At 38.9% G+C, this 25,141-nt stretch carries 22 protein-coding genes and 1 pseudogene; 12 read left to right on the top strand and 11 right to left on the bottom strand.

The window, feature by feature from the left end:
* Positions 1–52 precede the first annotated feature (52 nt).
* The 3 genes from ACFSR6_RS22405 (at position 53) to ACFSR6_RS22395 (ending at position 2,064) form a co-directional block, all read left to right on the top strand.
* Positions 53–499 (top strand): AAA family ATPase, encoded by a 447-nt coding sequence (locus ACFSR6_RS22405; RefSeq protein WP_379083216.1) that lies wholly within the window; start codon positions 53–55, stop codon positions 497–499.
* Positions 489–1,244 (top strand): tRNA(His) guanylyltransferase Thg1 family protein, encoded by a 756-nt coding sequence (locus ACFSR6_RS22400; RefSeq protein ID WP_379083214.1) that lies wholly within the window; start codon positions 489–491, stop codon positions 1,242–1,244. Before ACFSR6_RS22405 ends, ACFSR6_RS22400 begins: the two co-directional genes overlap by 11 nt.
* 433 nt (positions 1,245–1,677) lie before the next feature.
* Positions 1,678–2,064 (top strand): hypothetical protein, encoded by a 387-nt coding sequence (locus tag ACFSR6_RS22395; protein ID WP_379083212.1) that lies wholly within the window; start codon positions 1,678–1,680, stop codon positions 2,062–2,064.
* Positions 2,065–2,181: 117 nt separating this feature from the next.
* Here ACFSR6_RS22395 and ACFSR6_RS22390 read toward each other — a convergent pair.
* From ACFSR6_RS22390 to ACFSR6_RS22375, 4 genes and pseudogenes are all read right to left on the bottom strand, one after another.
* A pseudogene (locus tag ACFSR6_RS22390) lies at positions 2,182–3,045 on the bottom strand (AadS family aminoglycoside 6-adenylyltransferase).
* A 224-nt stretch (positions 3,046–3,269) separates the two neighbouring features.
* A complete protein-coding gene (locus ACFSR6_RS22385; RefSeq protein WP_379083211.1) occupies positions 3,270–4,214 on the bottom strand; it encodes a pentapeptide repeat-containing protein in 945 nt (314 codons plus the stop codon).
* A 188-nt stretch (positions 4,215–4,402) separates the two neighbouring features.
* Positions 4,403–5,095: a response regulator transcription factor gene (locus ACFSR6_RS22380; protein ID WP_379083209.1), complete on the bottom strand. Its 693-nt coding sequence runs from the start codon at positions 5,093–5,095 to the stop codon at positions 4,403–4,405.
* Positions 5,082–6,539 (bottom strand): sensor histidine kinase, encoded by a 1,458-nt coding sequence (locus ACFSR6_RS22375; RefSeq protein WP_379083207.1) that lies wholly within the window; start codon positions 6,537–6,539, stop codon positions 5,082–5,084. Before ACFSR6_RS22375 ends, ACFSR6_RS22380 begins: the two co-directional genes overlap by 14 nt.
* A 109-nt stretch (positions 6,540–6,648) precedes the next feature.
* Between ACFSR6_RS22375 and ACFSR6_RS22370 the strand changes: the two genes are divergently transcribed.
* Entirely contained in the window at positions 6,649–9,033 is a 2,385-nt protein-coding gene (locus ACFSR6_RS22370; protein WP_379083205.1) for an outer membrane beta-barrel protein, read from the top strand.
* A 10-nt stretch (positions 9,034–9,043) separates the two neighbouring features.
* Here ACFSR6_RS22370 and ACFSR6_RS22365 read toward each other — a convergent pair whose 3' ends face one another.
* Positions 9,044–9,883 (bottom strand): AraC family transcriptional regulator, encoded by an 840-nt coding sequence (locus tag ACFSR6_RS22365; RefSeq protein ID WP_379083202.1) that lies wholly within the window; start codon positions 9,881–9,883, stop codon positions 9,044–9,046.
* Between the two features lie 123 nt (positions 9,884–10,006).
* Between ACFSR6_RS22365 and ACFSR6_RS22360 the strand changes: the two genes are divergently transcribed.
* Positions 10,007–11,020 (top strand): zinc-binding alcohol dehydrogenase family protein, encoded by a 1,014-nt coding sequence (locus ACFSR6_RS22360; protein WP_379083200.1) that lies wholly within the window; start codon positions 10,007–10,009, stop codon positions 11,018–11,020.
* A 264-nt stretch (positions 11,021–11,284) separates the two neighbouring features.
* Here the strand turns inward: ACFSR6_RS22360 and ACFSR6_RS22355 are convergent, their stop codons facing one another.
* Entirely contained in the window at positions 11,285–11,674 is a 390-nt protein-coding gene (locus ACFSR6_RS22355) for a response regulator transcription factor (RefSeq protein WP_183760105.1), read from the bottom strand.
* A 44-nt stretch (positions 11,675–11,718) separates the two neighbouring features.
* Positions 11,719–12,483, bottom strand: a complete 765-nt coding sequence (locus ACFSR6_RS22350; protein WP_379083196.1) for a DeoR/GlpR family DNA-binding transcription regulator — start codon at positions 12,481–12,483, stop codon at positions 11,719–11,721.
* A gap of 158 nt (positions 12,484–12,641) precedes the next feature.
* On the opposite strand from ACFSR6_RS22350, the gene ACFSR6_RS22345 reads away from it, so the two are divergent.
* From ACFSR6_RS22345 to ACFSR6_RS22315, 7 genes are all read left to right on the top strand, one after another.
* Positions 12,642–14,234, top strand: a complete 1,593-nt coding sequence (locus ACFSR6_RS22345; protein WP_379083194.1) for a glycerol-3-phosphate dehydrogenase/oxidase — start codon at positions 12,642–12,644, stop codon at positions 14,232–14,234.
* Positions 14,235–14,248: 14 nt separating this feature from the next.
* Positions 14,249–15,739: a glycerol kinase GlpK gene (gene glpK / locus ACFSR6_RS22340; RefSeq protein ID WP_379083191.1), complete on the top strand. Its 1,491-nt coding sequence runs from the start codon at positions 14,249–14,251 to the stop codon at positions 15,737–15,739.
* 107 nt (positions 15,740–15,846) lie between these two features.
* Complete coding sequence (locus ACFSR6_RS22335; protein ID WP_379083188.1) at positions 15,847–16,584, top strand: MIP/aquaporin family protein; 738 nt, start codon at positions 15,847–15,849, stop codon at positions 16,582–16,584.
* Positions 16,585–16,827: 243 nt separating this feature from the next.
* Positions 16,828–17,505, top strand: coding sequence for a 3'-5' exonuclease (locus ACFSR6_RS22330; protein ID WP_379083186.1), 678 nt, complete (start codon positions 16,828–16,830; stop codon positions 17,503–17,505).
* The gene (locus ACFSR6_RS22325; RefSeq protein ID WP_379083184.1) at positions 17,495–18,946 is read left to right on the top strand and encodes a DUF294 nucleotidyltransferase-like domain-containing protein; all 1,452 of its coding nucleotides are present in this window, start codon (positions 17,495–17,497) and stop codon (positions 18,944–18,946) included. Before ACFSR6_RS22330 ends, ACFSR6_RS22325 begins: the two co-directional genes overlap by 11 nt.
* Positions 18,947–19,568: 622 nt before the next feature.
* Positions 19,569–21,170 (top strand): discoidin domain-containing protein, encoded by a 1,602-nt coding sequence (locus ACFSR6_RS22320; protein ID WP_379083182.1) that lies wholly within the window; start codon positions 19,569–19,571, stop codon positions 21,168–21,170.
* A gap of 207 nt (positions 21,171–21,377) precedes the next feature.
* Positions 21,378–21,707 carry a YegP family protein gene (locus ACFSR6_RS22315; RefSeq protein ID WP_379083180.1) on the top strand — a complete coding sequence of 110 codons (330 nt, stop codon included), beginning with the start codon at positions 21,378–21,380 and terminating at the stop codon, positions 21,705–21,707.
* Positions 21,708–21,769: 62 nt separating this feature from the next.
* Here ACFSR6_RS22315 and rplT read toward each other — a convergent pair whose 3' ends face one another.
* The 4 genes from rplT to thrS form a co-directional block, all read right to left on the bottom strand.
* The gene (gene rplT / locus ACFSR6_RS22310; protein ID WP_025144714.1) at positions 21,770–22,114 is read right to left on the bottom strand and encodes a 50S ribosomal protein L20; all 345 of its coding nucleotides are present in this window, start codon (positions 22,112–22,114) and stop codon (positions 21,770–21,772) included.
* A gap of 73 nt (positions 22,115–22,187) precedes the next feature.
* Positions 22,188–22,388, bottom strand: coding sequence for a 50S ribosomal protein L35 (rpmI, locus tag ACFSR6_RS22305; protein WP_010600880.1), 201 nt, complete (start codon positions 22,386–22,388; stop codon positions 22,188–22,190).
* A 28-nt stretch (positions 22,389–22,416) separates the two neighbouring features.
* The gene (infC, locus tag ACFSR6_RS22300) at positions 22,417–22,986 is read right to left on the bottom strand and encodes a translation initiation factor IF-3 (protein WP_051691975.1); all 570 of its coding nucleotides are present in this window, start codon (positions 22,984–22,986) and stop codon (positions 22,417–22,419) included.
* Positions 22,987–23,003: 17 nt separating this feature from the next.
* Positions 23,004–24,929, bottom strand: a complete 1,926-nt coding sequence (gene thrS, locus ACFSR6_RS22295) for a threonine--tRNA ligase (RefSeq protein ID WP_379083177.1) — start codon at positions 24,927–24,929, stop codon at positions 23,004–23,006.
* Positions 24,930–25,141: the final 212 nt, after the last annotated feature.

The following is a 25,141-nucleotide window of genomic DNA, read 5'->3' as shown; positions in this document are numbered from 1 at the left end:
AACAATAATTCTTCCTTTTTTTTTATATCCATAAAACCAGATCTTTAGGAAGATGGAAGCAATCATATTTTGTGGCATTCAGGCAACTGGAAAAACTACCTTTTTTAAAGAAAAGCTTTTTAAGACCCACGTATATATTTCCTTAGATCTTTTAAACACGAGAAATAAGGAACTCAGATTTATTGAAACCTGCCTTCTCACCTCTCAGCCTTTTGTGGTAGACAATACGAATCCTTCTATAGAAGAAAGGGCAAAGTACATAACCATTGCCAAGGCTAACAAATTCAAAGTAACTGGATATTATTTTCAATCCAAATTAAGCGATGCTGTGGACCGTAATAACCAACGGTCAGGCAAGGAAAGAATTCCCGAAATAGGTATAAGGGGAACTTTTAAAAAGTTGGCTCTACCCTCGATCAATGAAGGCTTCGACGAACTATATTATGTGACAGCTGAAAATAATTCATTTACGATAAAACCATGGTCAGATGAAATTTGATGATTTAGACGCTAAAATGAGGGTTTATGAAACCGCTCAAGATCGTTGTATTTTACCTGAGATGTACATGGTTGCCAGAATTGATGGCCGGGGTTTTACTAGACTTACCAAAGAAGTACACCAGTTTGAAACACCTTTTGATGAAAAATTCCGGGATCTGATGGTTGAAACTGTAAAACATTTGATGAATTGCGGCTTCAATATCATTTACGGCTATACGCAAAGTGATGAAATATCCTTGCTATTTCACCCTAATGAAAATCTTTTTGGACGAAAGGTAAGAAAATATATTTCCGTACTCGCTGGCGAAGCAAGTGCTAAATTTTCTTCAATTCTGGGAAGTATAGGTGCATTTGACTGCCGTATTTCTGAATTGCCGAACAAGAGATTAGTTGAGGATTATTTCAGATGGCGCAGCGAAGATGCACACAGGAATGCCTTGAATGCCCATTGCTACTGGCAGTTGAGAAAGGATAATCATAGCAGAAATCAAGCTTCTTCTAAAATTCAGGGAATGAGTATTGCAGCTAAAAACGAATTACTATTTCAATATGGCATCAATTTCAACAACCTGCCTGCCTGGCAAAAAAGAGGAATAGGATTTTATTTGAAAAATATAAAAAAAGAAGGATTTAATCCCAAAACCAGTGAATATGTACCCATCGATAAAAGAGTTCTTCACATTGATTTCGAATTGCCAATGCGGGAAGAATACAACAAATTCATAATTGATTTTTTAGAATAGTAATGACCTTTCTGGTGCAAATTTTAATGCTCGAGTCTCCATCATAAAATTGGAAATCTAATACCTATTCACACGCTGCTTATGTTCCTTAATGAAAGTAATGACATCTAGGCTTATATGCTCTCAGGTGCCTTAGGAGGTATTCAAACAGCGTAATGTTTATTTTTATCACCACCTTAGATCACCTGAGTTTTACAGGTGGAAAAATTTAAAACTAATTTAACCATCGTATAAAAACATCATGCTTATTTTTTTCAGGGTCCAGCTCTGATGGTTACTCAGTAATGACAAAAAATCTTATAAATGTATGATAGTCTAGTTGTCGCTATTTTCTGTTCAATTCTGGCTTTAAAAAAATCATATTTGCCTGACAAAAGAAATATCATTCCCCTTTAAAGTTGATCTTTCTTATCTGTAATTTTAAAACAAAAACATGAAACTATTTGCATCAATTTTCTTGTTATTGGCTATTGCGACTTCAGGATATTCACAAACATATAAACCATCTAACAATCCCAATAAAACCTACCTGGAGACGATAAAAGGGCTCAGCTATTCGTACAGAAACGGAATCATAACTTTGAAAAACCGTGGCCATTACGATCTGGGTACAGTAAGTATTATAGCGAAATCCTCCACGGATCCATCCCTTTTCGGTATTGCTTTGTTCGAAGACGGAGTGAAGAAAAACAGGGATTACAGCACGAAGGTTTATTTTACGGAAGATAACGGAAAAACGACAACAGAGGTACCGTTAAATAAAATAGATGAGAAGAGCCTAATCTTTTCCTTCGACAAAGCAACCCGTGCACAGCACTAATGTTCTATATCACAAATTAAAGCCACAATAATGAAAATTTCCACGTCATCAATTGGCGTGGAATATTTTTCAGGAGTACAACCGAAATCCCCACAAACAACGATTTAATGTATTTAGTTACAATTTAGATTTTATTCCAGCTAAATATTTTCGAATATCTTTTTCCAACTCATAAGGATATGGATAATCTAATTTTCTCGATAGGTCAGTTCCAATTTCAGAAACGAGATCGGCCATTACCAATAAAGCCTTCCAATTATCATCTAAATTGCTTCCTGAAAATGTTGCTTCTATTTTAGTCCACATTTCTGAGGTTAGATACTTTTTGAAAAGTCTTCCATATTTGTTAGTCGTGATATTCCAATTGTGTTCGCTTGAAATATACTATTCTATTAAAGGAATCAGATATTCTGTACGTATAATAGTCTCCGACATAAATTTCGTATAAAATATGTCGTCTCTTGCAAGGCATTTGCCTACATAGGTTGTATCCCACCAAAAATCGTTAAGAATAGCCTTAAACTTCTCTTCAGATGGTTTGTTTATAATGGAAACCCGGTAAGTAGGTTTTGACATTTCCTCCGTAATACCATCTTTATCAATCAGAACTTTATAGCCAATATCCCAATCTTTAGGCAATTCTTTTTGTTGAGTTTCTTCTATAAATTTAGATATGCTGTATAATTTAAAATCTACCTTAACGCCATCATCATACAAGACCATTTTCATGGCGTGTTTATTATCGAAACAACTTTCATCTTCTTCAATCATCGCTATTGGATTCCCGAAATCAAGTGTCCAATTTTTATTTAAAATGTAGCTTGCATTATTCTCAAAAATAAATTCAATATCTAAATCACTAAATTCATCAACTGGTGCCGAAGGATTTACAAGTGAACTAGTTAGCAAGAGTGCTCTTAAATCTTCGTTTTTTTCTGACCACTCAATAATGACATCTAACTTTTGTGCTCTGGTTTTCATTTTGTATGAAGCGATAGTTTTATGGTTATTGCGTTATCGTGTAAAGTTTATAAACTACCATTCAATAGAATACATAGTTTAAACTTAACAAAAATGTCCAATAATCTCTCACCAACACCAATTATGGTAATACGTTTACGACACAGGCGTTCTTATCAGATTTTTTCTTGTATGCCCGTAAAACATTCTCTGGTTCAACGAATTTTATTTATCTTTTGATCTTCTTATAAAAGAATAACTTTTGAAAGATCGGCACCTAAACCTTTGAGTGAAGCATAGGTTAACTTATCCATTGTCGCTCCTTCAAAGCAAATCGTTTTAATGGCTCTGTAATATTTATTGGTGAGGGCGAAAGTAGAGCGGAAAGATACATTTTTAAGCGTTGCACCTTTAAATGTAGTTTCGTTAAGTGCGGCATTATGAAAGAGCACACCTATAAAAGTCTGACTATCCAAACTGAGTCTACGCAGATCAGAATAATCAAAGTCTACACCCTCAAATATGCAGTTTTCAAAAACTGCTTTTCTTAAATCGGTTTTGCTTAGTTTTACATCAGTGAGCTTGGTATTACTAATTTTTGCGCCTTCCAACGCTGAAGCATAGAACTTTGTACGTACAAAAATCGCCTGATCAAAATTAGCAGCAGAAAGATCACAGGCTGATAGGCTGCAATCAGTAAGGTTTGCGCCATTAAAAATAGCTTCTCTTATATCACTGCCCAGAAACGTACTACCAGTTAAGTCAGCCCCACTAAAATCTGAACCTTGTAAATTACTCCCATTAAATTTTAAATTATGTGCAATAACACCTGCAAAATCTGTCTTGGCAAGATCGTTTCCGCTGAAATTGGTCAACAGCTGTGGCTGTGGCGAATCTGTTAAATGCTTTACTTCTGATGTTATCTGTTCAGCTTCATTCAGGGTGTTTAGAGAAGATAGGTTTTCTGAAAAATAGTTAAGATCAACGTTCAGAATCTTGGTGAGTTGATTAAGCGTAATAATATCTGGCATTGATTCTCCCCGCTCCCATTTTCCAACGGCCTGCGGGCTTACAAATACATGTCCGGCCAATGCTGCTTGAGACATATTTATTTTTTTTCTTGCTCCGGCAATTTTATTGCCTATCATTTTTGAATCCATAGGGTACTGTCTTTTTTTATCTTTCGACATGACAAAGGTAGCGGGCCATATAGTCAGATTCAACAAACAACTCGCTCATTTTAGTTGTAATTACGCTACTTATTGTTGCTTTTAAGCAACCACTGGTTGTATTCAATTCACAAGTAAACTTCTAAAAGTCTTACTGCTTAATTCAATCTTTTAATGTAATCATAAAGAAAATTCTTGAACTTGTAAAATCAACAGATCAGCTTATACCCTACTCCCCTTAAACTGATGATCTGGATTTCTGCTTCACTTTTTAACAGTTTGCGCAGGTGTGCCATAAAAACATCCATACTGCGGCCGTTGTAAAAACTGTCTTCCCCCCATATTTGAATCAATGCATCTTCCCTTTCCAAAATGTTATTGCGGCTTTTCAATAATAATTCGAGCAGAATGGTTTCTTTATAAGAAAGAGAATACTCTCCCACAGAAGTTTTTAATTTTTGGGCAACAGGATCAAGCTCACAGTTTCTGAAATAGTATTTTTTGTTTACAGCATTTTCATCTTTATGCGAAGAGCCAAACCTGTTTAAAAGCGATTCCATCCTCACCAGCAGTTCATCAATACTAAATGGTTTTTTAAGGTAGTCGTTACCTCCGTTTTTAAAACCCATCACCACATCTTCGGTGAGGGCTTTGGCACTCAAAAAGATAATCGGAACATTGGGGTCTGATTTTCTGATTTCAGCTGCCAGTGTATAACCATCCTTTTGCGGCATCATAATATCAAACACACAGATATCGGGTTTTTCTGCTAAAAATTGTTTCCAGGCAAGTGCTCCATCGGCAGCAAGTTTTACCTCATAACCGCTACTGGTTAAACCATCAAGCACAATCCTCGCCAAAAAAGGCTCATCCTCAGCATACAAAACCTTAGTTTTCTTCATACAAGGGCAAAATAATCATAAAATTACTTCCTTTTCCTATTTTACTCTGCAGTGCAACACGTCCGCCATGGAGCGTTACCACCTGCTTTACATAATGAAGCCCCAGTCCGGAACCTTTCACATTATGAATATTATCCTGGTTAAAGATCCTGAAAAAACGCTCAAAAACCTGCTGATGATAAATCTCCTTAATCCCCGGACCATTATCTTTAAAACTGATGGTTAGCTCATGATCAGCAATACTGCATGATACCTCAATCCGGGATTGTGCCGGCGAATATTTCAATGCGTTATCGATCAGGTTATAACATACGTTGGCAATGTGCATGGCATCACCTTTAATAAAATAGGGCTCATTAACGGGTACAAGTATAAGCTGCATATTTTTTTCGCGCACCTGGATATCCATAGAAAGCATTACCTGTTTCAGCAAAGATTGAATATCAATCAGACTGAACTGCAGTTTTGTTTTTCCTATATCCATCTGTTCCTGCTTCAGTACCTTTTCGATCATTGCCTGTAAACGCTGCAATTCGTGGCGGCTTATATTAATGTAATTCTCCAGCTTTCCGGGTTCATCAATTAAATGATATTTACTGATCGATTCAAGCGCAACAGCAATTGTTGAGATTGGGGTTTGGAGTTCGTGCGTCATATTGCTGGTGAAACTCATTTTTGCCTGCGCATAAAGCTGCTGGTTTTTCATCAGCCTGATCAGCAGGTAAAAGGCCACCGCTGTAAGCACCAACATCATAAACGACGAAATGAGGTAATACTTCATCTGATAAATGATTAGCCAGGTTATGGTTGGAACCACCAGCTGATACCTGTTCTGAAACTTAAGGTTATAAGTATATTTCCCACTAAGGAATGCAGATTTAGCATTAGAAACTGTCTTGCCTTTTACCAATTTTCCATCAGAATAGTCGTAAAGTGCATAACTTCTATCAATATGAAATCCCAGTAAATCCAGCCGGTGGTTCACCAAACTATCCATTACTTTCAGGTCGCGCTGATCTTGCTGCGAAACCTCTTGCTGCGATTTGCCATCGGTAATGGCGATAGAGCTATGATGGCTGTTTTTCTTTTTTGGATCGTTCAGGAACGACATTTTCATTTCTACCACCGAGCTGTCATTGGTAATCCCATAGTGGAACTGGCTACGCAGGTTATCCACTTTTAGTTCATCAAAAGCCTGCCTGAGCGCTAACCACTCCGGAGAAAGAAAAAACTGCTGGAAACGGATGCTTTTCTCGTGCCCTTTCGCAATGCTCTGATAGATTACCCGCCTGGAAGCATCACTTACAATAGATTCGAGTGCTGTAGCAACTGATTTCTTTTGCGCCACATACAGTTGCCGTATCCATGCACACTGCAGGCACAGGCTAATGATGAGGGTAACCACAGCCAAAGGAAAAACATATCTGGACGTAAGCCATTTCATCCCACTAAATTGAACAAATCATTTTATCAATGGAAGTATGAACTGAAGATTTAACCATATTTAACTGAGGTTAACTTTACTTTACATGCAGGGCATTTAGTTTTGAAACATGAAAAAGTTAATCCTTGCCCTTCTTTTCTTTTCCCCTCTGATCACTTTTGCGCAACTACATAAAGGTTTGGTAACCGATAAAACGGGCCAACCGATTGACGGGGTGAACATTAGCCTGCGTCATGCAGATTCGACCACAGCTATCCAGGTTTCAAAAAATGGCCTGTTCAGTTTTCAGAAGCCTTTAAAAGGCCGTTATATTTTAATGCTGAAAGCTGTTGGATATAAGAATATGAGCCAACCACTGAATCTTCCAATGGATTCGGTTACCATAGTGATGATCAGTGATGACAAAACCCTCGACCAGATAACGGTATCGGCCTCAAAACCGCTTATTGTAAGAAAAATAGACCGGGTGATATTCAATGTCGAAAACAGCATTGTTGCCAGTGGTACAACAGTTTGGGATGCGCTGGGTAAAGCCCCGGGCGTACAAACACGTTTTGATGGCGGGGTAACGGCAAACAATAAAAACGTAGTAATTTATATGGATGATAAACCTATCAGGTTAGCGGGCGAAGATCTGGCGGCTTATCTCCGTAGCCTGCCTTCTGATAATATTGCCAAAATAGAAATTATTGCCAACCCTACTGCCCGGTATGACGCTCAGGGCGGCGCAGTAATCAACATTATTTCCAAAAAACCAAAAGGCGACGGTTTTAACATCGTACTTTCAGGTGCTTACACACAATCAACCTACAGTAGCTATAGCCCAAGTATGGTATTCAACTACCGTAAAGATAAATTGAATATTTATGGCAGTTATGGCTATAACAGGCGTAAAAAAGACCACGACGAAAGTGAATATATCATTTATGATGCTCCGGGAGGCTATTCTGATTGGAGGAATGAAAAATCAGGCATACGCCTGGGAAATGCTAACAGCTATAAAGTTGGGGCCGATTACAACCTTACCAATAAACAAGTGATCGGTATTTTGATAAATGGTTACAACGGCACCAACAGCAGGCCGAACAATATATTAACTACTGTTATTAATAATCATGCCGTTACGCCTGATTCCATCCTTCATACCCAAAATTTTTCTAACGGAAAAGCATATCAGTATAGCTTTAATATCAATTACAAAATCAAACTGGACACAAATGGCAGAAATATTAATGTAGATCTTGATTATGTACCCTATCAGAACAAAAACAGCCAGCAGGTAGATACTTATGGAACATTAGGCAATGGTAGTTTGCTTCCTGATACTTACCACATCTTTACCCCATCCAATCAGAATATTGGTATCTATTCCGGAAAGCTGGATTACACTGATAAGTTCTGGAAGAAGTGGACATTTGAATCGGGTCTGAAATACAGCAGTATCCGTACACACAACAGTTTTGATTTTTATAACAATCCGGCCAGTGGCCTGGAATTGATACCAAACCGCAGCGACCGGTTCGAATATGCAGAAAATGTATCAGCCATTTACGCCAGCCTTGCCGGAGATCTGGGCAAATGGAGTTTTGAAGGTGGTTTGCGTGGTGAATATACCCGTACAAATGGCAGATCGATCGTATTGAATACCAACAGCCAGAACAACTATTTTAAGCTTTTCCCAACACTTTTCATCGTTTATAAATTGAATAAAGACAACGAAATCAATTTCAATTATAATTCAAGGATCAGCCGGCCCGAATATTGGAGGCTTAATCCTTTTAAATCCTACACAAGTCCGTACGCTTACCTGGAGGGTAATCCCGCATTGCAACCTGCCTTTATTTATAACAGTGAACTGGGTTATACCTATAAGCAGCAATATAATATTTCGTTTTATTTAAGGCGAACGACTGATTATTTCAGCAATATCACTGTACAGGATAATACCACAAAACTTTTTTATGATACCCAAAGAAACCTGGATCTTAGCCAGGAGATGGGTTTTTCAGTCTCTTTTCCAACCAAGCCAACTTCGTGGTGGGAAATCAATAATTATGCTCAGGGTTCTTACCGATTGGAAAAGTCGGGATACCTACAGGCCCGTTACGATTACCGTGTTTGGGGCATTTATTTAAGTTCTAACCACGCCTTTACCCTGAACAAGGCACAAGGCCTAAAGGCCGAAATCAGCGCATGGTATTCTTCCCCTACCATACAGGGCATTTACCATATTGCACGGTTGTACGATATAAGTGCCGGACTACGAAAAACATTACTTAGAGGGCAGGGAACAATCAGGCTTGCTGTAAACGACATTTTTTACAGTAATGCCTACCGCATCGATGTTGATTACCAGGATCAGAAAAATGGTTTTATTGAAAAAAACGACACGCGTAGTGCTACTTTAAGCTTCTCTTACCGGTTGGGCGGTAACCCAACTGCCGTAAGGAAAAGAACTTCAGCGAGTGAAGAAGAAAAGAAACGGACACAGTAAATTATAACCTTTAACTCGCTACCGAGCTCCTGTAAGCTTTAAGGCTCATACCCTTGTGCGATTTAAAAAATTTGTTCAAATGGCTTTCATCGGTAAAACCAAGTTCGAAAGCAATTTCGTTAATCCGCATATCGCTAAAACGTAAACGGGCTTCTATCAATTTTATCCTTAAATTGGCAATGTATTGCTGTAACGTTTCTTTCGTCTGCTTTTTAAAATATTTACCGAAATAATTTTCCGAGATTCCAAATTCGGCACTCAGCTTTTCGGCCCTGAGTTTCTCCGGATTGTAGATATTTGCCTGTATATAGTTTAACAGATCAAGTGTTTTTTGTTCCGAATCTTCCTTAATACTAGCTGGCAGGTATTTGGCAATGTTACGTGCTACCAGTACAATCATGGTATCGACCATTTTGGTGATCAATTCTTTGTTATAAAGATCGCGGTTTACATATTCCGCAATCATGGCCTCAATTAACGATTTAACCAGAGGTTTGTCTGAAAAGTTTTTAAGTATACATCCTGGCTGGTGACTGGCATTTTGAAGGATATATTCCAATCTTTTCAAATCGTCGGTATTAAAATCTTTGGAGCGCAGGTATACGTTGCCAAAGCGTAGAAAGAAAAATTCGGTCGTGCTTTCAATATCGAAAGAATGGCAATCATCTGGCGTGATCAGGAACATGTGCCCGGCATGGTAGTCAAACTTGTTATTGTTGATGCATTGTTTACCGCTGCCCGATAAAACATAAACCAGTTCGAAAAACAGATGTTTATGGCCATATTTCGGGCATTCATCGAGCTTCTGATATACAATTTCGTAAGGCTCGTATAAAGTTTCTTTAATCATACTGTAAAAAACTAGGCGCAAATTTACCAATTAAAAGCTAATTTATACCGAAATATTAAACTTTATCAGTTTATATTTGCCATAAAAAAAAAGAATAACTTAGTATAAAATAATTAGGAAGCTATGAAAGCGATAGGATTTAAAACCTCATTACCCATTAACGAAAGCAAAAGTTTTATTGAATTTGAAACACCAATCCCTGAAGCAAAAGGGCGCGATATTCTTGTAAAAATTAAGGCCACCAGCGTAAATCCGGTCGATTTTAAAATCCGTCAGAACAGTGCAAAAGATACGGTATTGGAAAACCCCAAAGTAATTGGATGGGATGCAACAGGAACAGTAGAGGCTATTGGAGAAGGTGTAACTTTTTTTAAACCCGGAGATGAGGTTTATTATGCAGGTGATCTTACCCGCAGCGGCTCCAACAGCGAATATCAATTAATTGATGAACGGATTGCAGGAATAAAACCCGTTAAGCTAAGTAGTGCAGAAGCTGCTGCCATGCCCTTAACGGCACTTACGGCATGGGAATCGCTGTATGAGCGTATACGGATTAACAATCAAAAAGACAATGGTAAAAGTATTCTTATTATTGGCGGTGCCGGCGGCGTAGGGTCTATTGCCATACAGCTTGCAAAAAAAATAAGTGGCCTTAAAGTAATTACTACAGCCTCAAGACCAGAAACAAAAGACTGGTGTAAAGCCATGGGTGCCGATGTAGTGGTCGATCATAAAAACCTGGTTGAAGAAGTACGTGCAGCAGGTTTTAGGGAAGTAGATTTTATTCTAGATTTTGTTGACCTGAACAGCTATTGGGATAACCTGGTAGAACTGATTAAACCGCAGGGGCATATTGTATCTATAACCGGATCAGCCACCCCTATTGCTTTAAACAAATTAAAAAATAAAAGCGTTACTTTTTCTTGGGAACTGATGTACACGCGTTCTATGTACCAAACCGACGATATGGAAGAGCAGCACCATATTTTAAACAAACTCGCCTCACTATTTGATAATGGCACTCTTAAAACCACATTAAATACCACCTTGAAAGGGTTTACGGTAGAAAACCTAAAGGAAGCCCATCGTTTACTGGAAAGCGGAAAAACCATTGGTAAAGTGGTCATCGAATATTAATGCTCCTGCTATAACGGTTTCATAAAAAGAGGTACCATGCTCTCCTGAAGGTTAATTTATTGTATAAAAATCAATATAAATCACAGGAGGATGCAACGGTATTCATTCCTCCAAAAATCGTCATTGCAAAAAGGAATGACAAAGCCTTCTCGCAATTGTAAAGGTTTAGTAATTCTGTTAACGAATTACTAAACCTTTACAGCAATGACGGCATTTTTTATCTGTCAATGCTTGTATTGATTTTAAATGACTGCTAATTTTCAATTAACTTTTAACGCTGTTTTCAGCACTTCGCTTCAATTGAGCATTAATACGCTTTAAAATATCATCAATATCAAAAGGTTTACTGATATAATCATCAGCCAACGCATCGATGGCTTTTTGTTGACTGTTGTTCTGTGCAGACATCACAATAATCGGGATGTGTTTAGTAAAAATATCGTTTTTTAAATCTTCACAGATTTCTGCTCCATTACCGTCAGGCAGCATTACATCAAGTAAGAAAAGATCTGGCATTGCGTCCTGGATGTTTTTCTTTAATTCTTCAAATGATGATGAAAGCTGCAATTCAAACCCCTCATCCTTTAATAGGATTTCAATAACGTTTCTGATCTCCTGATCGTCTTCTAAAATGTGTATTCGTTTTCTTTCCATGTTCAAATTATATGTTTGGATTACACCGTAAGTGTGGAATTGCACTATACGATAGTAACAGTAACACCTAAACTCTCTAAATGTTTAACAATTTGTTCAGAAATTCCTTTATCGGTAATAATATGATCGATTTCTTCCAATCCGCATATTTTTCCAAAGCCCCGCTTTCCAAATTTAGTTGAATCGGCCAGTACAATCGTTTTTTGTGATGCAGCGATCATTTTGCGGTTCAAATGTGCCTCCATGGCATTTGTGGTGGTTAATCCGAAATCAAGATCAATGCCATCTACCCCCAAAAACAGCTTGTTGAAATAAAAATCCTGTAAAACCTGTTCTGCATAAGCGCCCATTACTGATGAGGAACTTTTTCTTAGCAGGCCACCTAGCTGAATCACTTCGATACTCGGCTCGCGCATCAATTCTAAAGCCACATTCAACGCAGAAGTAACCACGGTTAAGTTTGTTGCCGGCTCAATGTTCTTTGCGAAATAAAGCACTGTAGTACCTGAAGCAATAACGATTGAATCATTTTCATTTAACAACGCAGCAGCAGCTATACCTATTTTATTTTTTTCAGTCGATTGTATTTTCTCTTTCTCGTTAACCGGACGGTCAACCGTGTATGGATTATTTACAGTTGCGCCACCATGGGTCCTAAATAACAGATTCTTATCTTCAAGTAGTTTTAAATCCTTTCTTATTGTTACGGAAGATACTTTCAACTCCTTACATAAATCGACTACATTTATATATTGGTCACGTTGCAGACGACTTAATATAAACTGGTGCCTCTCAGCCAAATTCATCATAGTATATTTAATTTGCAGGCTGCAAATTAGCAATAAAAACATTCTTTAGAATATTTTGATCAAATAATTAATATTTTTTTCGCAGAGATATTGTATTATTCCGATTATGATTTCTTATAATTGCGTATTGTTTCGTTTTATTACTTTTAAACATAAAAATGAAAAGATTACACCAGCCGCCCATCGCAGAAAACATAAATTGGGACTTGATTATTACTGGTGGTGGGGCAACCGGCTTGGGCACAGCGCTTGACGCGGCCAGCCGTGGCTATAAAACCTTATTGGTTGAACAGGCCGATTACGCAAAGGGAACATCGAGCCGGAGTACAAAGCTGGTGCACGGAGGAGTACGTTATTTGGCCCAGGGAGATATTGGCCTGGTGAAACATGCCCTTAAAGAACGCGGGCTATTACAACAGAACGCTAAGCACCTGGTACACAAAGAAGCATTCCTGATCCCCTGCTACAATTGGTTTTCCATTGTTAAATACTTAACCGGGCTTACCCTGTACGATTGGCTGGCTGGAAAATACAGCTTCGGAAAATCTAAATATTTTTCTAAAGAAGAAACTTTGGCCATGATGCCGGGCATTAAAGCAAAAGGCTTAAAAGGCAGTATCAGGTATTACGACGGAAAGTTTGATGATGCCCGTTTAGCCATCAATATTGCGCAAACTGCTATAGAAAAAGGAGCAACATTATTAAATTATACTAAAGTAACCGGTTTATTAAAAAATGGCGAAACCGTTACAGGAATTGAAACAGAAGATACCATTACAGGCTTAAAAGCCCGGTTTAAGGGTAAGATGGTGATCAATGCCACAGGTGTTTTTGTTGATGATATCCTGCAGATGAACAATCCAGACACAAAAAAGCTGGTGCGCCCCAGTCAAGGTGTTCATGTTGTGCTGGAAAAAAGTTTCTTAAACAGCGAGTCGGCATTAATGATTCCGAAAACTTCAGATGGGCGTGTATTATTTGCGGTTCCATGGCACGAACATTTACTTGTAGGCACTACCGATACCCCACTGAACGAGCATAGCCTAGAGCCACATGCCCTAAAAGAAGAAGTAGATTTTATTATGGCTACCGCAGCTAGCTATTTCAACCGCAAACCGCTTGAAAAAGATATATTAAGTGTATTCTCAGGCTTAAGACCACTGGCAGCACCAACAAGCGGCGATGGGAACAGTACAAAAGAAATCAGCAGGGACCATAAACTGATTGTTTCGGCAAAGGGATTAATTACCATAACCGGTGGAAAATGGACAACCTACCGTCGCATGGCCGAAGAAACCGTCGATCTTGCTATTACACAGGCTGGTTTAGAGCCAAAAGCCTGCATAACCAAAAATCTCAGCATTCATGGAAGCCAAATCATGGAAGAAGATCACCATTTATCGATATATGGATCAGACCGCGACAAGATTGAAGCCTTAATCGAACAAAATCCAGGCCTTGGGCAGCAATTGCATCCATCCTTTCCTTTTGTTGAAGCCGAAGTAATTTGGTCGGCAAGAAACGAAATGGCAGAAACTGTAGAAGATATTTTAAGCAGAAGGCTCAGGGTATTATTTATAGATGCACAGGCCGCAAAAGACATAGCGCCAAGGGTAGCCTCGCTCCTGGCCAAAGAATTATCAGCAGACGAGAACTGGGTAGCAGGTCAAATTGAAACTTTTAATAAACTAGCTGATGGATACCTCTATCATCAACCTACATATAACCACCACGAAGGCATAGCCCTCTAACCAAATCCTTAATTATGAGTAAATACATCTTGTCTATCGATCAGGGAACCACAAGCTCGAGAGCCATTATTTTTAACCACGATGGTGAAATTGTTGCTATTGCACAGAAAGAATTCACTCAGATTTACCCGAAAGCCGGATGGGTAGAACATGATCCAATGGAAATCTGGTCAACACAGTTGGCAGTTGTTACCGAAGTAATTGTTAAAGCCAGCCTTACCGTAAACGATATTGCCGCCATTGGCATTACCAACCAGCGCGAAACCACCGTAGTATGGGATAAAGAAACTGGAATGCCCATTTATAACGCCATAGTTTGGCAAGACAGGCGTACCTCTGCCTATTGCGATGAAATTAAAGCCAAGGGCTTAGCGGGTAAGATCCAGGAAAAAACAGGTCTGATTATCGACTCTTATTTTTCTGCCACCAAAGCCAGATGGATCTTGGAAAATGTAGAGGGTGCGAGGGAAAAGGCTGAAGCAGGAAAACTGGCCTTTGGCACCATAGATACCTGGTTAATCTGGAAATTGACAGCCGGCGAGAAACATGTTACCGATGTTACCAACGCTTCGCGTACCATGCTTTACAACATCCATACCCTTAACTGGGATGAAGAACTGCTCGAGTTATTTTCCATCCCGAAAGAAATGCTTCCTCAGGTAAAATCGTCAAGCGAAGTTTATGGCGAAACTGCCGGAAGAATACTGGCGGCCAAAATCCCAATCGCAGGCATAGCCGGCGATCAGCAATCGGCACTGTTTGGCCAGATGTGCACTGAAACAGGAATGGTAAAAAACACCTATGGCACAGGTTGTTTCATGCTGATGAATATCGGGGAAAAACCACGGATTTCTGCCAATAACCTTTTAACCACCATCGCCTGGCAGATTAAGGGCCAGGTAAATTATGCACTTGAAGGAAGTATTTTTATAGGCGGTGCGGTTGTACAATGGCTGAGGGACGAAATGGGTTTTATCTCAAGGTCGGCCGATGTAGAAACCCTGGCTAAAAAGGTAAAAGATACCGATGGTGTATATGTAGTGCCTGCTTTTGCGGGTTTAGGTGCACCACATTGGGACCAGCATGCGCGCGGAACAATAACCGGATTAACGCGGGGAACAAATAAATCACATATAGCAAGGGCTGCGCTAGAAAGCATTGCTTACCAAACCATGGATGTACTAAAGGCCATGGAAGCTGATGCAGGCGTAAACATTACCGAACTCCGTGTAGACGGTGGTGTTACTGCCAATGATTTATTAATGCAGTTTCAGGCAGATCTTTTAAAATGTGAAGTGATCAGGCCAGAAGTTACCGAGGTAACCGCCATAGGTGCCGCTTACCTGGCAGGCCTGGCTACAGGTTTTTGGGAAAGTATTGATCAGATCCGCAAACAGTGGAAAATAAACAGAACTTTCACTGCTGAAGAAGGCATAGACAATACCGAAAGAATAAAGGGCTGGAACAGGGCGGTAAAAGCAGCCAGGGTAAATGCAGAAGACTAGCAAAAAGCCATCGTCAACCTGAATTTAGTTCAAGGTCTTTTATTCCGGAATAGGAATTACTCTATTTCAGAATGACAAATAATTATTAATCGCTTATTTTTTCTACAATGAATGTATATCTCGCAGAATTTATTGGTACAGCCCTACTGTTGCTCTTAGGAAATGGTGTAGTGGCAAATGTGGTGCTAAAGAATACAAAAGGAAATAACAGTGGCTGGATTGTAATTACAACTGCCTGGGCACTTGCCGTTTTCATAGGTGTGGTGGTGGCAGGGCCATACAGTGGTGCACATTTAAATCCAGCTGTAACCTTAGGCCTGGCCATTGGAAAAGGCTTTAGCTGGGCTTTGGTACCCTACTATATCCTTGCCCAGCTGGCTGGTGCAATAACAGGTTCTTTTTTAGTCTGGATTATTTACAAAGATCATTTCGATGCTACTGATGATGCCGGTTTAAAAGCTGCTCCTTTTGCCACTTCACCGGCTATCAGAAACAAAATATCAAACCTGATTTCAGAAATCATTGGCACATTTGTACTCATATTTGTGATTTTTTATTTCACAGATGCCAGTATCGGCACTAAAGAAAAAGTTACGCCCATAGGATTAGGCTCAATGGGGGCCATTCCGGTTGCGTTCTTAGTATGGGTTATCGGTTTGGCTTTGGGCGGAACAACAGGATATGCCATCAATCCTGCAAGAGACTTAGGTCCCCGCATTGTTCACGCTTTAATCCCAATGAAAGGAAAAGGCAGCAGCGACTGGTCTTACGCCTGGATACCTGTTATTGGCCCAATTATTGGATCGGTATTGGCTGCGTTGGCATTTTTGTTAATTGGCAAGTAGTGATTGCGAATCGTCATCCCGACCGGAACATAGTGAAATGAGGAAAATCTATCTATGCAGATTTAGCTGCATTGAGCACTAGTCTTGATCCAGGCTCCTTTGTACTCCTGTTTTTGCTAAAAAAATAGCCTCTCAAAGGGACGATCAGCTTAATTCGCTACCTTAATATTTCTTTTAAACAGCTGCCGAATAATAATTATCTTTGATGTAAGATTGTGCTACTATTTACCTAACCATTTAAAATTGCAGGAATATTTCTTAGTTGTTGATACCGAAACATCTGGTTTGCCAAAAAACTGGTCGGCACCTTATGCGAACGAAAAAAACTGGCCACATATCGTCCAAATTGCCTGGATTATTTACGATCAGCAGCACAAGGAAGTAAAAAGGGCAAACCATTACATCAGCAGTACGGGAATCAAAATTGATAAAGCCGCACAAAAAATCCATAATATTAGCGCCGAATACCTGCAACTACACGGGGAAGATAAAAAAGAAATTATGCTCAGTTTTTATGCTGATATTAAAAAGTACAAACCTTTGGTTGTTGGCCATTTTATTGAACTGGATTATCATATGCTGAATGTAGAGCTATTTAGAATGGGTAAGGAAGATGTTTTTAAGGATTTATCGTTTTTCTGCACCATGAAAGCCAGCGCACTGTATATTACCGATTCCGTAATCAGTCACCTAAAGCTCGATAAATTCTATACCATATTATTTAATGAAGTACCGGAGAATATGCATAATGCACTTTCCGATGCATTAAGTGCTGCTAAAATATTTTTCCACCTCATTGAAAGTAAAAAAATCAGCTTATCATCAGTTTACAGTCAGCAACACGTATTTAACCGGGAAAAGAATAAAACAGAAACGTTTTCATTCAAAAAAGTTTTAAGGGGCATTTTTAATGGAAGATAAATTAACCGACCGTATTTATACAGCCCGTATCGGCGACATCACCTTTAAAAAAATAGTGAGTTGCCGACCCCTAACCCCTATTTTCGAAGCAGCGATTAAAATGGCTGAACAAAAAACGAGCTGTATTTTTATTAAAGATGAACCACAAGGTTACCTGGGCTTCGTAACCGACATCACTTTAAGGGATGAAGTTATCGCAAAACAGTTAAATCCCAGTCTGCCCATTGAGACGGTTATGGATAGAAATATTGTATCCGTAACACCGGATGTTTACGTCTATGAAGCCATTTTAATGATGTTCAGTAAAAAATCACGCTATTTATTGATTAACGATAATGGCAACTACGTTGGTTTTTTAAGCCGGAACAGGCTCCTGAGCGAACAGGCAGAATCTCCTTTGGTTTTCATACAGTCAGTAAAATCGGCAGTTAACACCAACGACCTGAAGTTGAAATGGCAAAAAGTGCCTCATATTGTTGCCCAGTTATTAAACAGAGGAGTTCATGCAAAGATTGTAAACGAGGTGGTTACCACCATAGCAGATACCATTTCATTCAAAATTATTGAAGAAGTAATTGCTAAACTCGGTCCGCCACCCGCAAAATTTGTATTTATGGTTTTGGGTAGCGAAGGCCGTAAAGAGCTGAGTCTTAAAACCGATCAGGACAACGCAATTATTTATGAAGATACACCTGAAGATAAAAGGGCAGCTGTACGTACCTATTTTCTCGATCTGGCCACCCAGGTTTCAGACAAACTGAATCATGTTGGCTTTGTTTATTGCGATGGAGATTATATGGCTACCAATCCGAACTGGACACATTCTTTATCGCACTGGAAATACAATTACAAAAACTGGATTGAAGAGGCTTTACCCGAAGCAGCAGTAAAATTTGCAGCTTTTTTCGATTGCCGGGCAATTTATGGCGATTTAAGCATTATGGAAAGCTTGCGGTCTTTTGTAGATGAAGAGCTGCAGAAACCCATTGAAAAATTTTATGTTTACCTGGCCAAAAATGCTTTGCTTTATGAACCTCCGTTAACCTATTTCAGAAATATCAGAACCCAAAAAATACATAAAAAGGAAGTTTTCGATATTAAAACCGCCATGACACCTATTGTTGACCTGGCTAGGGTTTATGCGCTGCAAAACAGGATATTTCAGAAAGAAAATACCGGCGAACGTTTAAAAGCCTTAAAAGAACTGGGAATTTTTACCGAACAGCAGTTTAATGAACTCTCTCAGTCTTACTATTACCTGATGGGTTTAAGGCTAAAACACCAGGCCAATTTAATTATCAATCACCAGGCGGCACCCAACAACTTTATTGAGATAGATACACTATCTAAGATTGAAAAGGTAACACTTGTCGAAATCTTTAAAATTATCCTGAATTTTCAAAGCGGGATCAGAATGAAATTTACCAATACTTTAGGCTAAAAACCTGGTTTATTTCGAACTATTCTTATACCTGTACCATAAGTAGATCCAGGTCGTTTTACTTCTAAAAGTTCCAATTTTCCTACTCACCAGCATATTACTGTTCCATTATTTTGTAGTAATCGTACTGCGATTTCTTTCCGGTCTTTCTTATACAAAACGGAAACTTAAAAGTCTAAAAAATACTACACCGATAAAATAACCGCGAAACATAAGCAAAATGGACTTGCTCCGACCATACAATCAAACGTTTGCGTGTTGTAATCTTCAAATTCATAATTGATTGCGATAAAAGATTTGAAAAACCCGCTTTATACGTTTTTCTGGCTTAATCGATATATACACTTCATACAATTGTAACACAAACGTTTGCGCTGATTTATTTTAACAAAGTATAGTTACTGTTTGTAACTTAAGGATTACAAAACAAATAGAAATTCACTTTTTACACATCATTTTCAAACAAAGCTTGAGAGATATGGTGGCCAGGTTTAGCAAAATAATGATGGTTTGATCTCCCCTATTTTTTTTGAAGATCAGGAACTGTGGCTGGGCACAGCACGTTAAACAAGGCAGTATTAACCAAATTGCATATTATCAATCCAAACCTAAAAATTATCCAATGAAAAAAAACAGCGTACTTTTTGCAGGCCTCGTCTTGGCCTGTCTGTTTGCCTTATCTTGTAAAAAGGCCGGAACTTTACAAACCGAAGAAAAAACACTTAAAATTAGTCAAAAGATGGCTACCACAAGTATCGTTACTCAAACTCGTAATGTAAATGTGGTGTATTTTGTACCTAACGACCTGGATACCTTAGCCGGTTATAGAAAAAGGTTAAGTGACCTTTTATTGTGGACCCAAGACTGGTACAAGCAGGAAATGAACAGAAATGGCTATGGCAATAAAACTTTCGGCCTGGCCGATGATGGCTTTGGAGGTGTTAAAATCTTAACCATCAGAGGAAATTTACCAAAAAGCAGTTATCCTTACTCAGGCGGTTCGGGTGCTGTAGCCAGCGAAGTAAATGCTTATTTTGCAGCCCACCCTGCTGATAAAACCAGCGACCATACTTTAATTATCATTCCAAGGTATTCGATCGGCTCAAATGGTACACCAAGTGGTGGTCCGTTTTATGGTACCGGCCGTTGGTGTTATGCCCTTGATTACGAGGAAATGGATATTGCCAATCTTGGCTCAAATACCACGGTAGGTAACCGTTTCAGTGTTTGGTTTGGCGGTATGGTTCACGAATTGGGCCATGGTTTAAATTTACCACACAACAGGCAAAAAGTTTCTGAAAACTCTACACTGGGTATGGCTTTAATGTGGGCCGGTAACGGAACGCTGGGTAAAAGCCCTACGTTTTTAACTGCTGCTGATGCAGCTATTTTAAATGCCAACCAGGTTTTTAATAACAACTCTAATACTTATTACGGTTCTGTTACCACCAGTATCCCAAAAATATACGCCAGTTACGATAGCAGTTTGGCATCTATCGTGGTATCAGGCAAATTTACCTCTACTGGCAACGTAACTAGCATTTTGTATTACAATGATCCAAATGTAAACAATGAGGGTACCGGCGTAAACAAAGATTATAATGCCATTACCTGGGAGTCTAAAAAAATTGGTACAGATAGCTTCAGGGTAGTCATGCCTATCGCCGATCTGCAGGAAAAAGCCGATGGTATTCCTTACGAACTAAAAGTAAAACTCGTACACGATAATGGTACGGTAACCGAACAGATTTATAGCTATACCTTTTCCGGAGGATTGCCTGTATTGGGTTTCTCTACAAAAAACGAGCTAAGTAAAACAGGATGGAGCATTGCTTCATTCAGCTCTGAAGAAAGTTCAGATGGTAAAGCAACCAGTTTAATTGATAATGATCCGGCTACTGTTTGGCACTCGAGATGGAGAACATCTGCCACTTCTTACCCTCACAATGTGGTTATTAAAGTTGGTACAACTTCTAAAACAGCGAGCGGCGTAAGTTTATTGCAGCGCAGCAGCCTAAGCAGGGCAGTTAAAGATTTTGAAATTTTAACCAGTACAGATGGTATCAATTTCACATCACAAGGCAATTACGTTGCTAAAAACGTAACTGGGGTTCAGTATTTTGATTTCGCTTCTCCTCAAACATTCTTATACTATAAAATTATTGCCAAATCTGCACATGATGGCCAGCAATTTGCCTGTTTAGCAGAGCTGGGATTATATTAATAAAATTATCGTCATTTCGAGCGGAGTTTAAAGGAATCGAGGAAACTATTCTAAGATTCCTACTTTCTCAGAAATGACGATTTTTCCTTTAACACTATATACGCAACATTAACTTTTCCTTAATTCTCGGGTACATATTGATTTTGCTTACAAACTTTTATAACTTTAATTATAAAGCATTTAACCAAATAATTAAATATCAGCACTATGGGAAAATTTGTGATTACTAAAAGAACTAACGGCGAATACCAGTTTAATCTGAAAGCCGGTAATGGTCAGGTTATTTTAACCAGCGAGGGCTATGTCGCAAAATCGAGCTGTGAAAACGGTATTGAATCTGTTAAGAAAAACGCACAGGACGACTCAAAGTTTGAGCGAAAAACCTCGAAGAATGGTAAGTATCATTTTAGCTTAAAAGCTACAAATGGACAAATAATAGGCTCAAGCGAAATGTATGAAAGTACAGCAGCCAGAGATAACGGCATTGAATCTGTTAAAAAGAATGCACCGGGTGCAGATACTGATGATCAAAGCTAAAACAAAAAAGGGAATCCATAGATTCCCTTTTTTAAATATGATTATCGCCTAAGCGAAAATTTCTATTTTACTGCATCAATTACAGCTTTGAAAGCTTCTGGATGATTCATTGCTAAATCAGCCAATACTTTACGGTTTAAACCGATTTCTTTTGAAGCTAGTTTACCGATCAACTGAGAGTAAGAAATACCGTGTTGACGTGCACCAGCGTTGATACGTTGGATCCACAATCCGCGGAATTCTCTTTTCTTAACTTTACGGTCACGGTATGCATATTGCAAACCTTTTTCTACTGTGTTTTTAGCAACAGTATAAACCTTACTTCTTGCTCCCCAATAACCTTTGGCTAAATTAAGGATCTTTTTTCTTCTTCTTCTCGAAGCTACTGCGTTTACCGAACGTGGCATGTTGTTGTTGTTTTTTGGTAAGCGGCGTCCAGTTAAGGAACTTTAATGCCTGATACCTGGTGAAATTAATGAATTACTTTCCGATGCAAAGCATACGTTTTACGTTACCTGAATCTGCATCTGTTACAATTCCTGCATTTCCAAGCGCACGTTTACGTTTAGTACTCATCTTGGTTAAGATGTGACTTTTGTATGCTTTGTTTCTTTTGATTTTACCTGTTCCAGTAAGCGAAAAACGCTTTTTGGCACTGGAATTGGTTTTCATTTTTGGCATAACCTGTTATTTAATTTATAAATTGTTTTTATTTTTTTGCTACTTTAGGCGCAACTGTAAGGAACATGCGCTTACCTTCCAACTTCGGTAATAACTCTACTTTTCCCACATCTTCCAAAGCCTGGGCAAATTTCAATAATAAAATTTCTCCCTGCTCTTTATAAACAATTGCCCTACCTTTAAAATGCACATAAGCCCTAACTTTCTCACCATTCTCTAAAAAGCTTACTGCATGTTTCAATTTAAACTGGAAATCGTGATCGTTGGTATTAGGTCCAAAACGGATCTCCTTAATTACAGTCTGTTTGGCATTAGCTTTAATTTCTTTTTGCTTTTTCTTTTGCTCGTAAACAAATTTACTGTAATCAATAATTCTACAAACCGGTGGTACAGCATTCGGAGAAATCTCTACCAAATCCAGTTCCAGTTCATCAGCAAGTGCCAAAGCTTTCGCCAGAGGATAAATCCCTGGTTCAACATTATCGCCAGCTAAACGCACTTCAGGCGATTTTATATACTGATTAATGTTATGCTCTGCTTCTTTTTTCTTAAAAGGTGGACGTGGTCCCCTGTTAAATCCTGGTCTTCCTAATGCCAAATTTGTATTATTTTAATTTAAACTGTTATTTCTTTTCTTAATAAATTGTTGAACTCTTCCAACGTCATTTCGCCTAAATCTCCCTCACCATGTTTACGCACAGAAACTTTGCCTTCTGCCATCTCTTTATCACCGATAATGAGCATGTATGGGATCTTTTTAACTTCCGAATCACGTATTTTGCGACCGATTTTTTCATCACGAAAGTCAATCAGCCCGCGAATATCGGAATTATTTAGTTCATCTAAAACTTTTTTTGCATATTCTTCATATTTTTCTGAAATAGGAAGAATAATAAATTGTTCCGGACTCAACCATAAAGGGAAGTTTCCGGCACAGTGCTCGATCAGTACGGCGATAAATCTTTCCAGTGAGCCAAATGGCGCACGGTGGATCATTACCGGACGGTGCTTCTGGTTATCGCTACCGGTGTATTCCAGTTCGAAACGCTCCGGAAGGTTATAATCAACCTGGATAGTACCCAGCTGCCATTTTCTACCTAAAGCATCTTTAACCATAAAATCGAGCTTTGGACCATAGAAAGCGGCCTCGCCATATTCTACAACAGTATTTAGACCTTTTTCGGCCGCTGCTTCGATGATGGCATTTTCAGATAACCTCCAGTTCTCATCAGAACCGATATATTTGGCTTTATTCTCCGGATCCCTTAACGAAACCTGGGCAGTATAGTTTTCAAAACCTAACGATTTAAATACATAAAGCACTAGATCGATTACCTTTTTAAACTCATCTTTAACCTGCTCCGGCATACAGAACAAGTGTGCATCATCCTGAGTAAAGCCACGTACACGGGTTAAACCATGTAATTCGCCACTTTGTTCGTAACGGTAAACGGTACCAAATTCAGCAAAACGAACCGGAAGATCTTTATAAGAACGTGGTTTTGTTTTATAAATTTCGCAGTGGTGCGGACAGTTCATTGGTTTTAAGAAAAACTCCTCTCCTTCCTGCGGGGTTTTAATCGGCTGGAACGAATCTTTACCATATTTTTCCCAGTGACCCGAAGTGACATACAGGTTTTTATGGCCGATATGTGGCGTAACCACTTGCTCATAACCAGCTTTAGCCTGCGCCTTAGTTAAGAAATTAACCAAACGCTCGCGCAAGGCTGTTCCTTTTGGTAACCATAATGGCAAGCCCATGCCCACTTTTTCTGAAAAAGCAAATAATTCAAGCTCTTTACCCAGTTTACGGTGGTCGCGTTTCTTAGCTTCTTCGATCATCAGCAGATACTCGCTAAGCTCGCTTGCCTTAGGGAAAGTTACGCCATAAATACGGGTTAACTGCTTTTTGGTTTCATCGCCACGCCAGTAAGCACCGGCCACATTCATCAGTTTTACCGCTTTTATAAAACCTGTGTTCGGAATATGCGGACCACGGCATAAATCGGTAAATGCACCCTGGGTATAAAAAGTAATTTTACCATCTTCAAGGCCATCAATCAAATCCAGCTTATATTCATCACCTTTCTCGGTAAAATATTTAACAGCATCGGCTTTGCTTACACTTTCGCGTACAAAAGTTTCCTTTTGTTTGGCCAGTTCGATCATTTTGGTTTCAATGGCTTTGAAATCATCCGAAGAAAATTCTCGGCCGCCAAAGTCTACGTCATAATAAAAACCAGTTTCAATTGCCGGACCGATACCAAACTTGGTTCCCGGATAAAGCGTTTCTAAAGCTTCGGCCATTAAGTGTGCCGATGAATGCCAAAAGGTTGATTTTCCGGCAGCATCATTCCAGGTTAACAATTTTACTGACGAATCAGATTCGATCGGCCTTGTTGAATCCCAAACCTCGCCGTTAACTTCAGCAGCTAAGACGTTACGGGCCAGGCCCTCAGAAATTGACAATGCAATTTGATGGGCAGAAGTGCCCTTTTCATACTGACGTACAGAACCGTCAGGTAAAGTAATGTTAATCATCTACAACTATGATTTAATTTTTAAATAAAAAAGTTTTAAAGATCACTTACAATGTGATTTTATTTTGTGCAAAGGTACGAATTTTTCAGCTAAAAAGCAAGGCAGAGATCTAGACACACACATTAACATGGTAACTAACCCAATCGTCATGAGACTGTATTATTATACAAGATTTGTCATCCTGAGCCTGTCGAAAGACCTGCTTAAATACC

The sequence above is a fragment of the Pedobacter vanadiisoli genome, from assembly GCF_042684385.1.
Classification (GTDB): Bacteria; Bacteroidota; Bacteroidia; order Sphingobacteriales; family Sphingobacteriaceae; genus Pedobacter; species Pedobacter vanadiisoli.
The sequence above is the reverse complement of the archived record's forward strand: the minus strand, read 5'-3'. Positions and strand labels throughout refer to the sequence as shown.

Excerpts from the sequence above, each read along its gene's own strand:
- ACFSR6_RS22405 (WP_379083216.1), top strand. The coding sequence starts at position 53 with ATGGAAGCAATCATATTTTGTGGCATTCAGGCAACTGGAAAAACTACC.
- ACFSR6_RS22400 (WP_379083214.1), top strand. The coding sequence starts at position 489 with ATGAAATTTGATGATTTAGACGCTAAAATGAGGGTTTATGAAACCGCT.
- ACFSR6_RS22395 (WP_379083212.1), top strand. The coding sequence starts at position 1,678 with ATGAAACTATTTGCATCAATTTTCTTGTTATTGGCTATTGCGACTTCA.
- ACFSR6_RS22385 (WP_379083211.1), bottom strand. The coding sequence starts at position 4,214 with ATGTCGAAAGATAAAAAAAGACAGTACCCTATGGATTCAAAAATGATA.
- ACFSR6_RS22380 (WP_379083209.1), bottom strand. The coding sequence starts at position 5,095 with ATGAAGAAAACTAAGGTTTTGTATGCTGAGGATGAGCCTTTTTTGGCG.
- ACFSR6_RS22375 (WP_379083207.1), bottom strand. The coding sequence starts at position 6,539 with ATGAAATGGCTTACGTCCAGATATGTTTTTCCTTTGGCTGTGGTTACC.
- ACFSR6_RS22370 (WP_379083205.1), top strand. The coding sequence starts at position 6,649 with ATGAAAAAGTTAATCCTTGCCCTTCTTTTCTTTTCCCCTCTGATCACT.
- ACFSR6_RS22365 (WP_379083202.1), bottom strand. The coding sequence starts at position 9,883 with ATGATTAAAGAAACTTTATACGAGCCTTACGAAATTGTATATCAGAAG.
- ACFSR6_RS22360 (WP_379083200.1), top strand. The coding sequence starts at position 10,007 with ATGAAAGCGATAGGATTTAAAACCTCATTACCCATTAACGAAAGCAAA.
- ACFSR6_RS22355 (WP_183760105.1), bottom strand. The coding sequence starts at position 11,674 with ATGGAAAGAAAACGAATACACATTTTAGAAGACGATCAGGAGATCAGA.
- ACFSR6_RS22350 (WP_379083196.1), bottom strand. The coding sequence starts at position 12,483 with ATGATGAATTTGGCTGAGAGGCACCAGTTTATATTAAGTCGTCTGCAA.
- ACFSR6_RS22345 (WP_379083194.1), top strand. The coding sequence starts at position 12,642 with ATGAAAAGATTACACCAGCCGCCCATCGCAGAAAACATAAATTGGGAC.
- glpK (WP_379083191.1), top strand. The coding sequence starts at position 14,249 with ATGAGTAAATACATCTTGTCTATCGATCAGGGAACCACAAGCTCGAGA.
- ACFSR6_RS22335 (WP_379083188.1), top strand. The coding sequence starts at position 15,847 with ATGAATGTATATCTCGCAGAATTTATTGGTACAGCCCTACTGTTGCTC.
- ACFSR6_RS22325 (WP_379083184.1), top strand. The coding sequence starts at position 17,495 with ATGGAAGATAAATTAACCGACCGTATTTATACAGCCCGTATCGGCGAC.
- ACFSR6_RS22320 (WP_379083182.1), top strand. The coding sequence starts at position 19,569 with ATGAAAAAAAACAGCGTACTTTTTGCAGGCCTCGTCTTGGCCTGTCTG.
- ACFSR6_RS22315 (WP_379083180.1), top strand. The coding sequence starts at position 21,378 with ATGGGAAAATTTGTGATTACTAAAAGAACTAACGGCGAATACCAGTTT.
- rplT (WP_025144714.1), bottom strand. The coding sequence starts at position 22,114 with ATGCCACGTTCGGTAAACGCAGTAGCTTCGAGAAGAAGAAGAAAAAAG.
- rpmI (WP_010600880.1), bottom strand. The coding sequence starts at position 22,388 with ATGCCAAAAATGAAAACCAATTCCAGTGCCAAAAAGCGTTTTTCGCTT.
- thrS (WP_379083177.1), bottom strand. The coding sequence starts at position 24,929 with ATGATTAACATTACTTTACCTGACGGTTCTGTACGTCAGTATGAAAAG.